The sequence below is a fragment of the Campylobacter concisus genome (assembly GCF_002913545.1).
Lineage (GTDB): Bacteria > Campylobacterota > Campylobacteria > Campylobacterales > Campylobacteraceae > Campylobacter_A > Campylobacter_A concisus_AV.
In genome coordinates, this window is the sequence record NZ_PPBR01000077.1 from 1 (window position 1) to 9,850 (window position 9,850).

Annotated in this window: 4 protein-coding genes, 2 tRNA genes and 3 rRNA genes; all 9 read left to right on the forward strand. The window is 41.1% G+C overall.

All coding sequences use genetic code 11. The annotated features are described in order from the left end of the window. Window positions 1-261: 261 nt before the first annotated feature. Window positions 262-1,772, forward strand: a 16S ribosomal RNA gene (locus CYP05_RS04660). 94 nt (window positions 1,773-1,866) lie between these two features. Beyond that, a tRNA-Ile gene (locus CYP05_RS04665) sits at window positions 1,867-1,943 on the forward strand. A 12-nt stretch (window positions 1,944-1,955) separates the two neighbouring features. After that, window positions 1,956-2,031 (forward strand) — tRNA-Ala (locus tag CYP05_RS04670). 433 nt (window positions 2,032-2,464) lie between these two features. Then, window positions 2,465-5,370, forward strand: a 23S ribosomal RNA gene (locus CYP05_RS04675). Window positions 5,371-5,503: 133 nt separating this feature from the next. Next, window positions 5,504-5,622, forward strand: a 5S ribosomal RNA gene (gene rrf / locus CYP05_RS04680). Together the 16S, 23S and 5S rRNA genes with 2 tRNA genes alongside form the textbook arrangement of a ribosomal RNA operon. Before the next feature lie 338 nt (window positions 5,623-5,960). Next, entirely contained in the window at window positions 5,961-6,152 is a 192-nt protein-coding gene (locus tag CYP05_RS04685) for a hypothetical protein (protein WP_103642147.1), read from the forward strand. After that, window positions 6,149-7,099: a hypothetical protein gene (locus CYP05_RS04690; protein WP_103642148.1), complete on the forward strand. Its 951-nt coding sequence runs from the start codon at window positions 6,149-6,151 to the stop codon at window positions 7,097-7,099. The genes CYP05_RS04685 and CYP05_RS04690 overlap by 4 nt, the downstream gene beginning before the upstream one ends. 11 nt (window positions 7,100-7,110) lie before the next feature. Next, entirely contained in the window at window positions 7,111-9,219 is a 2,109-nt protein-coding gene (locus tag CYP05_RS04695) for an LPD23 domain-containing protein (protein ID WP_103642149.1), read from the forward strand. A 131-nt stretch (window positions 9,220-9,350) separates the two neighbouring features. After that, the coding region (locus CYP05_RS04700; RefSeq protein ID WP_181001173.1) for an SU10 major capsid protein at window positions 9,351-9,850 on the forward strand (500 nt) is incomplete at its 3' end.

Below are 9,850 nucleotides of genomic sequence, written 5' to 3' on the forward strand. Positions count from 1 at the left end.
TTTAAGCATCCCTCATATATAATTCCAGCTCACGAAACGAGAAACCACCTTTAACTTCAACGTTAATAAAGCCTTTTTCTTATCGTTGTTCTTTTAACTTACAATTGTTAAACTATTAGTCAATCTTTGAAATCTAAACAAGTGATCGATTGAGCCAGTCTATTATGATTAAATAATAGATTAGACAAACTAATATAAAAACTAAAAGTTTTTTTGATTAAAAACTTCATAATAAAAATCCTATCTATTAGATAGGTAATTAATATGGAGAGTTTGATCCTGGCTCAGAGTGAACGCTGGCGGCGTGCCTAATACATGCAAGTCGAACGGACAAGTAAGAGCTTGCTCTTATGAGTTAGTGGCGCACGGGTGAGTAATGTATAGCTAATCTGCCCTACACTAGAGGACAACAGTTGGAAACGACTGCTAATACTCTATACTCCTCTCTAGCATAAGTTAGATAGGGAAAGTTTTTCGGTGTAGGATGAGGCTATATTGTATCAGCTAGTTGGTGAGGTAATGGCTCACCAAGGCTATGACGCATAACTGGTCTGAGAGGATGATCAGTCACACTGGAACTGAGACACGGTCCAGACTCCTACGGGAGGCAGCAGTAGGGAATATTGCTCAATGGGGGAAACCCTGAAGCAGCAACGCCGCGTGGAGGATGACACTTTTCGGAGCGTAAACTCCTTTTGTTAGGGAAGAACAATGACGGTACCTAACGAATAAGCACCGGCTAACTCCGTGCCAGCAGCCGCGGTAATACGGAGGGTGCAAGCGTTACTCGGAATCACTGGGCGTAAAGGACGCGTAGGCGGATTATCAAGTCTCTTGTGAAATCCTATGGCTTAACCATAGAACTGCTTGGGAAACTGATAATCTAGAGTGAGGGAGAGGCAGATGGAATTGGTGGTGTAGGGGTAAAATCCGTAGAGATCACCAGGAATACCCATTGCGAAGGCGATCTGCTGGAACTCAACTGACGCTAATGCGTGAAAGCGTGGGGAGCAAACAGGATTAGATACCCTGGTAGTCCACGCCCTAAACGATGTATACTAGTTGTTGCTAAGCTAGTCTTGGCAGTAATGCACCTAACGGATTAAGTATACCGCCTGGGGAGTACGGTCGCAAGATTAAAACTCAAAGGAATAGACGGGGACCCGCACAAGCGGTGGAGCATGTGGTTTAATTCGAAGATACGCGAAGAACCTTACCCGGACTTGATATCTAACAAATCATCTAGAGATAGAAGAGTGTCTGCTTGCAGAAATGTTAAGACAGGTGCTGCACGGCTGTCGTCAGCTCGTGTCGTGAGATGTTGGGTTAAGTCCCGCAACGAGCGCAACCCACGTCATTAGTTGCTAACAGTTCGGCTGAGCACTCTAATGAGACTGCCTTCGTAAGGAGGAGGAAGGTGTGGACGACGTCAAGTCATCATGGCCCTTATGTCCGGGGCGACACACGTGCTACAATGGCATATACAATGAGAAGCAATATCGCGAGATGGAGCAAATCTATAAAATATGTCCCAGTTCGGATTGGAGTCTGCAACTCGACTCCATGAAGCCGGAATCGCTAGTAATCGTAGATCAGCCATGCTACGGTGAATACGTTCCCGGGTCTTGTACTCACCGCCCGTCACACCATGGGAGTTGATTTCACTCGAAGCCGGAATACTAAATTAGTTACCGTCCACAGTGGAATCAGCGACTGGGGTGAAGTCGTAACAAGGTAACCGTAGGAGAACCTGCGGTTGGATCACCTCCTTTCTAGAGTACATATAGATATTCTCTCACAAGATATCTATAAGAAAGATATTCTCAATCATCCTTGTTTAGTTTTGAAAGATTGATAGACCTATAGGGGCCTATAGCTCAGCTGGTTAGAGTGCACCCCTGATAAGGGTGAGGTCACAAGTTCAAGTCTTGTTAGGCCCACCAGAGAATTTAATTGGGGAATTAGCTCAGCTGGGAGAGCGCCTGCTTTGCACGCAGGAGGTCAGCGGTTCGATCCCGCTATTCTCCACCATAAAATAGTTTAACATTAAAAGTCTATATTAAGTGTTTTTAGAAACATTTACTTTAGACTTTTAAGCGTCTTAATCTTTATTGATTACGAAGTTGCCGAAAGCAACTTTGTGCTTTAGGGGTTTCCAAAGGGTATAACTCTTTGGTCGTAAAGACTAGCTTGCTAGTCTGCGAAGTCTAAATGTTCTTTTAATTAATATTGTTAATAGTCACAAGCAAGTTTTAAAAACAATTTTACAGGACTTGTTAAAGATTTAAATTTCTATTCTCTTTGCATTTAATGCAAAAGTTTGACATCACAATCTATTTAGGATTTAAAACTTATCTAAATAGTAGTCAATGCTTTCCGTCTTGAGAGCTAGAATTTAAATGTAGTAACATAAAGTTATCTTTAACAAGGAAGTGATGCGAATTAGAATAATCTAATATAGAAAAGGTAAGCTACAAAGAGCAAGTGGTGGATGCCTTGGCTAGTAGAGGCGATGAAAGACGTGCCAGGCTGCGATAAGTCTCGGGGAGCCGTCAAGGGGCTTTGATCCGGGAATTTCTGAATGGGGCAACCCAACTAATAGAGATATTAGTTACCGTATAACGGAGCGAACGAGGGGAATTGAAACATCTTAGTACCTTCAGGAAAAGAAATCAAAAGAGATTACGCTAGTAGCGGCGAGCGAACGCGTAAGAGGGCAAACCACTAGTTTACTAGTGGGGTTGTAGGACTGCAATATAGACTAAACTTAGCTAATAGAACAACCTGGAAAGGTTAGGCACAGAGGGTGATACCCCCGTATATGAAAGCTTTGTTTTACTTAGCAGTATCCTGAGTAGGGCGGAACACGTGATATTCTGTCTGAAGCTGGGTAGACCACTATCCAACCCTAAATACTACTACTAGACCGATAGTGCACAAGTACCGTGAGGGAAAGGTGAAAAGAACTGAGGTGATCAGAGTGAAATAGAACCTGAAACCATTTGCTTACAATCATTCAGAGCCCTATGATTTATCAGGGTGATGGACTGCCTTTTGCATAATGAGCCTGCGAGTTGTGATGTCTGGCGAGGTTAAGGAAACCCGGAGCCGTAGCGAAAGCGAGTCTTAATAGGGCGTTTAGTCAGACGTTGCAGACCCGAAACGATGTGATCTATCCATGAGCAGGTTGAAACCGGTGTAAGAGCCGGTGGAGGACCGAACCCGCTAGCGTTGAAAAGCTATGGGATGACTTGTGGATAGGGGTGAAAGGCCAATCAAACATCGTGATAGCTGGTTCTCTCCGAAATATATTTAGGTATAGCGTCATGTAGTAACACTAGGGGGTAGAGCACTGAATGGGCTAGGGCATACACCAATGTACCAAACCCTATCAAACTCCGAATACCTAGTGTGTAATCATGGCAGTCAGGCGGCGAGTGATAAAATCCGTCGTCGAGAGGGGAACAACCCAGACTAACAGCTAAGGTCCCTAAATCTCATTTAAGTGGAAAACGATGTGGAGTTACTTAAACAACCAGGAGGTTGGCTTAGAAGCAGCCATCCTTTAAAGAAAGCGTAATAGCTCACTGGTCTAGTGATTCTGCGCGGAAAATATAACGGGGCTAAAATGAGTACCGAAGCTTTAGACTTAGTTTTTACTAAGTGGTAGGAGAGCGTTGTATTTGCGTTGAAGGTATACCGGTAAGGAGTGCTGGAGCGAATACAAGTGAGCATGCAGGCATGAGTAGCGATAATTGGGGTGAGAATCCCCAACGCCGTAAACCCAAGGTTTCCTACGCGATGCTCGTCATCGTAGGGTTAGCCGGGTCCTAAGCAAAGTCCGAAAGGGGTATGCGATGGAAAATTGGTTAATATTCCAATGCCAACTATAATGTGCGATGGAAGGACGCTTAGAGTTAGAGGAGCCAGCGGATGGTAGTGCTGGTCGAAAGGTGCAGGTTGGAGTTCAGGCAAATCCGAACTCCTTTAAGCCGAGGCCTTACAGGTGCGTGAAGTTCTTCGGAATGAATCGTAAATCCTTGATACTGTCGAGCCAAGAAAAGTTTCTAAGTTTAGTTATAGTTGCCCGTACCGTAAACCGACACAGGTGGGTGGGATGAGTATTCTAAGGCGCGTGGAAGAACTCTCTTCAAGGAACTCTGCAAAATAGCACCGTATCTTCGGTATAAGGTGTGCCTAACTTTGTGAAGGATTTACTCCGTAAGCATTGAAGGTTACAACAAAGAGTCCCTCCCGACTGTTTACCAAAAACACAGCACTCTGCTAACTCGTAAGAGGATGTATAGGGTGTGACGCCTGCCCGGTGCTCGAAGGTTAATTGATGACGTTAGCTCTGCGAAGCGTTTGATCGAAGCCCGAGTAAACGGCGGCCGTAACTATAACGGTCCTAAGGTAGCGAAATTCCTTGTCGATTAAATATCGACCTGCATGAATGGCGTAACGAGATGGGAGCTGTCTCGAAGAGGGATCCAGTGAAATTGTAGTGGAGGTGAAAATTCCTCCTACCCGCGGCAAGACGGAAAGACCCCGTGGACCTTTACTACAGCTTGACACTGCTATTGGGATAAAAATGTGCAGGATAGGCGGGAGGCTTTGATCCATAGACGCCAGTTTATGGTGAGCCATTGTTGAGATACCGCTCTTTTTTATTCTGATAGCTAACTAGCTTGAGTTATCCTCAAGTAGGACAATGTCTGGTGGGTAGTTTGACTGGGGCGGTCGCCTCCCAAAATGTAACGGAGGCTTACAAAGGTTGGCTCAGAACGGTTGGAAATCGTTCGTAGAGTATAAAGGCATAAGCCAGCTTAACTGCGAGACATACACGTCAAGCAGAGACGAAAGTCGGTCTTAGTGATCCGGTGGTTCTGTGTGGAAGGGCCATCGCTCAAAGGATAAAAGGTACCCCGGGGATAACAGGCTGATCTCCCCCAAGAGCTCACATCGACGGGGAGGTTTGGCACCTCGATGTCGGCTCATCGCATCCTGGGGCTGGAGCAGGTCCCAAGGGTATGGCTGTTCGCCATTTAAAGCGGTACGCGAGCTGGGTTCAGAACGTCGTGAGACAGTTCGGTCCCTATCTGCCGTGGGCGCAAGAAGATTGAGGAGAGTTGACCCTAGTACGAGAGGACCGGGTCGAACCAACCACTGGTGTACGAGTTGTCCTGCCAAGGGCACCGCTCGGTAGCTATGTTGGGATGTGATAACTGCTGAAAGCATCTAAGCAGGAAGCCAACTCCAAGATGAATCTTCTTTTAAGAGCTCATATAGACTATGTGTTTGATAGGCTGGGTGTGTAATGGATGAAAGTCCTTTAGCTGACCAGTACTAATAGCTCGTCTGCTTATCTTTTAATAAGCATCACTTCCTTGTTAAGGATAAAAACTTAATAAGATATGTTTTTATAAAACTTTGTTTATGACTTTTAACTTTATCTAGTAGTGTTAAATAAGAGATTTAGCTATTATATCTTTTATTTAACACTGCCCGTGACTATACAGACGAGGAAACGCCTTGCTCCATCTCGAACCAAGAAGCTAAGCTCGTCCTGGCTGATGATACTCTCCCTTACTGGGATGTTGGAAAAGTAGGTCGTTGCGGGCTTTGTTGTTAATCTGCTTTAATTCTTATATTATTAATCCTAGTTGTTATTGTTGTTATTTATATATGGTAAGATTCTTATATTTATTTTTAGATTATTGGTTTGATTATGTTTTAAATTTGTTTTTATGCCAGTTTTTAAAATCTTTAGACTAAATTTTACTTAATGATAATATGATCCTTTGCTTGAAAAGTAAAGACAGGGCTTAATAGACAATGTCGCCGAGCAAGCATTTAACAACCCAGCTCTTAGCCAAAAAGCAAAAGATGTTTTAAAACAAGCAAGAAGCGAATATGCTCTTTTTAAAGAACTTCAAAACTCTAAAATTTATCATGATGTTATGGGTGAGTTAAAGAGTAGTGGCGATATAACAAACTCACTCTTAAAAGCTCTCAACGCGGAAAATGGCTTAGATTTAAAAGCTCTTACAGCCAGATTAAGCAGTAGCGAACAAGAAGCATTAGAAACTAACCTGATCCGTGGCGTAATAGAAAAATTTACCAAAGACGGAATAACTGATTTTCTAAAGTGAGTGATACTTTAAAAAATGCTCCGTTTGAGAGTAAAAGAGCGGTAGAGATAATGGGAGAGTTAAATAAAAAAGCTCCTATACTAAATAACACATCATCACTGCTTGAAAAACTAACAGCAATTAATCCAAAAGCTAAAGAGCTACAACAAGGTATAGGGCATTCAGTAACTGGAGCGCTTATGACAATGAAGAGAAATTTAGCCATTGAAAGGTTAAAATCACTACTCCCAGTATTAGGCAATGACGCATCTTTAAAAAATCATATAAGAAATGCAATTAATAATGCAGGCGATCTAAAAAGTGTCATTAATAATCTTGAAAAGATAGAGATAAAAGATGCACCAGAGAACTCAACTAAACTACTAGAAGCTTTTAAAAACGAGGTAAAGGCGTTAAGAGAAGAGGCTCAAACTGGAGAAATAAAAGGGGATAATTTCATCACAAAAGAAAGTCCAGCGCCAAAAAGTGATTTAAATGTAAAAATGGACTTAGCCCCAAAAGTAAGGGATTTATCAAAGATAACAACTGAAGAAATAAGCGCGGATTTAGATTATCTAGCTAGCAAACACCCAGAGATGTTTAGTAAGCCAAGCGATGTGTATAGGCTGCTAAAAGAGATAAAAAATAACCCAACTCACTTTTTTAAGAACAACCGTCCAGATATAGCTTTAATAGCTAAGGTCTTAGAAGACGGGAGCGTAGGGAAGCTTGGCATAGTAAAAGAAAGTGGGCTTGTAGGACACTTATCAAAAAGCACAAATAAAAATGAGATGGATAGACTAAGAAAAGTTAATGAGAAAGAGCTAAAGGTAGGGACGCCATACCCTACACTCCAACGTGCTGATGTTAATCAGGCTGGACCGACGGCTGGTGCAAAAGCACATTCTCTAGCTCTGATGAAAGCATTATACCAAAACAAACACAAGAAGAGTTTAAAAAGCTTTTAAATGAATATGATGTGGATAAGTTTTTAAGCGATAGAGAAAATATATTGGCGAAAAATGCAAAATATGGCAGAAATAGAATAGCTGATAGAAATATTGAGAGCAACGACGGAGTTGGCGGTTGGGAATATAAATTAACACCAGCAGGTTACGAGAAAAACTACAAAGCAGACTTTCTAACCACAAAGGCTGATGTTGCAAAGATAAGAGCTGGAAAGATGGACGAGGCTACTTTTAATAAACTAAAATCTGATCTTGAAAGCAGCGAAGCACTCGGCTATGAGTATAAAAAAGCTAGTGATTATGCTGACATGGAAGACTTTGAGCGAGAATTCGGAAGCCTATCTAATCCAAAAGGTGGTAGAACAATAAATGCAAGCCCACATATAGCAAGTGGCTTACTTGGTGGCACAGTAAATGGCGCTGATGAAAATGGCAATGTAAGCCCTGAAGAGTTTGCAAAAGGTTTTATATATGCATTGTTTGGGTCAAAGATAACAGCCGAGGGGGTAAAAAGAGTAAGCCCAGAGCTTTACAATTCTATTCTTGGGCTTGGCAAAAAGATGCCGCAAATGGCAAAAGATAATCCAAAATTATTAACTAAAATTTATGGATCAGCAAAGAGCAATAGTATAAATTCTTTTGCAGGAGAAAAGGCACTTAATGCTAGTGCTAATAAACTCTCAAAAGCTAAAGCTATGCTAGAAAAAGGCGAAGATGAAGTTAAGATTTGGCAAAGCACTGGTTGGTATAAAGATAAAGATGGCGCTTGGAAGTTTGAGATAGATGATAGCCCAGCTAAAATCAAAAATCAAAACGCAGACAAATTAGGCGACTTGCTAGAGCATAAAGAGCTATTTAAAGCATATCCTGAGTTAAAGGATATAAAGATTAAAAAGATAATCGACGAAAAAGGAGAAAACCTAGGATATTATGACCCTAATAAAAAAGAGATAGCCATAAACAACATAGGCGATAAATCAACGCTTATGCACGAGGTGCAACACGCTATACAAGATATCGAAGGCTTTGCAAGGGGTGGAGAATATGACATAGTATGGAATGCTGCTGTAAGAACAATCGAGAAAAAATATGAAAGTGAGCTAGCTAAACTTGAAAAAATAGCAAACGAGGCTTGGAAGAAAGAAGAGCCGCTCCAAAAAGCATATATAGAGCTTTTTGACAAAGGGCTAAAGGATAGTCCAGAGGCACAAAGATTATTAAAAGAAAGAGAGCCTTATTTTAAGAAGGGGAGTGAAGCAAACAACAAGATAAGAAATATAAAATGGGCTATAGAAGATGAGAAAAATGCAATCACTGGTAAAGATATGTATGAAGCGTATCAAAAAATACATGGCGAAGTAGAAGCTAGAAACGTTCAAAATAGGCTAAATTTGGATGATGCTGCAGGGACACACCCACATGAGACCTTTGATATAAATCCAAATGAGACATTTGTAAGTAGAGAGGGCGGAGTAAATTTCAGTAAAAAACTACCTGAACTAAAAGAAAAACGAGGCATCTATAATGTTACATATAATGGTAAAAAAGCTACTTGGCTAAAACAAGATATGGCTAATATAGATAATGCCATAAGATACGAAAGCGGAAATCTAAGTAAGGGAGCTAAACATATAAGCATAAGGCACTTAGATGATGAAAATAAAGTCGGCTTTGTTACAAAAGAAGAATTACTAAATTTGGGTAAAAACATGCGTAAATTTATTAAAGAGTATAAAGAGCCTTTTATAAATGATCGCAAAGCAAGGCTTTATGAATGGGAAGATGATAAAGGCGTTAGATTTAGACTTGTAGTTGGTAATGAAACGGCAGGGACTCCTTACACGGACGAATTACCACAACCTGCCGTTTCTAATGACATTATAACCTTTTATTCTGATAGAAACTTAAAAGAGCCCATGAAGTTTGAAAACCCAAAGCTTAAACTACTTGATGCGATAGACAATAGTAGCGATAAGGTAGGCTTAGTTAGGAAAGTCTTGTTAAACAAAGACATAAGCGACGGAGTAAAAGCTAAAGCAGTAAATAGGCTAACTAAAAATAAAATTAGTCAAGCAACTAAAAATAGCTATACATCTACTAAAAACTCAAATAACAACTAAAAGCCCTATCTTTAGGGCTTACTCTCTTTTTTATAATTAAACAAAATTTATTCTTTTTTGCCAAAATTGGGTAGATTTGGCACAGTCGTTAATGATAAATTGCCATTAAATTGCATAAAAGGAGCAAAGAAATGGCAATAACTACAACTGGGTTTCAAGCCCCAGCTACAAAACGTGAAGGCTTAAAGCCCTCAGTCTACGAAAACATAATTTTAATAGGTGCTGACGAGACGCCTATACTAAAACTTATTGGCACTTCAAGTGTTAAAGGCATAGAGCACTCCTGGCTAACTGACAGCTTAGCTGCGCCAAAGAAAAACGCACAGCTAGAGATTTCTGACTTTGACGATCAGATCAAATCAAGTGTGCAAAAGACTTCAAATGCAGTGCAAATTTTCACTTCAAACGTGAGTGTTTCAAGAAGTATGCAAGCGGTGGCTACTTACGGTGGTAAAGAGCTAGAGCGCGAGACTGCTAAAAGAGCAAAAGAGCATAAGCTAGATATGGAGTATGCTATTTTTGGTCTTGGACGTGATGCTGACGTTAAAAAGAGTGTGTTTAAAGCACCGAGCGTTAGAACTGACGCAGCAGCTGGCGAAATGGCAGGGCTATTTTATTTATTGGCTAAAGG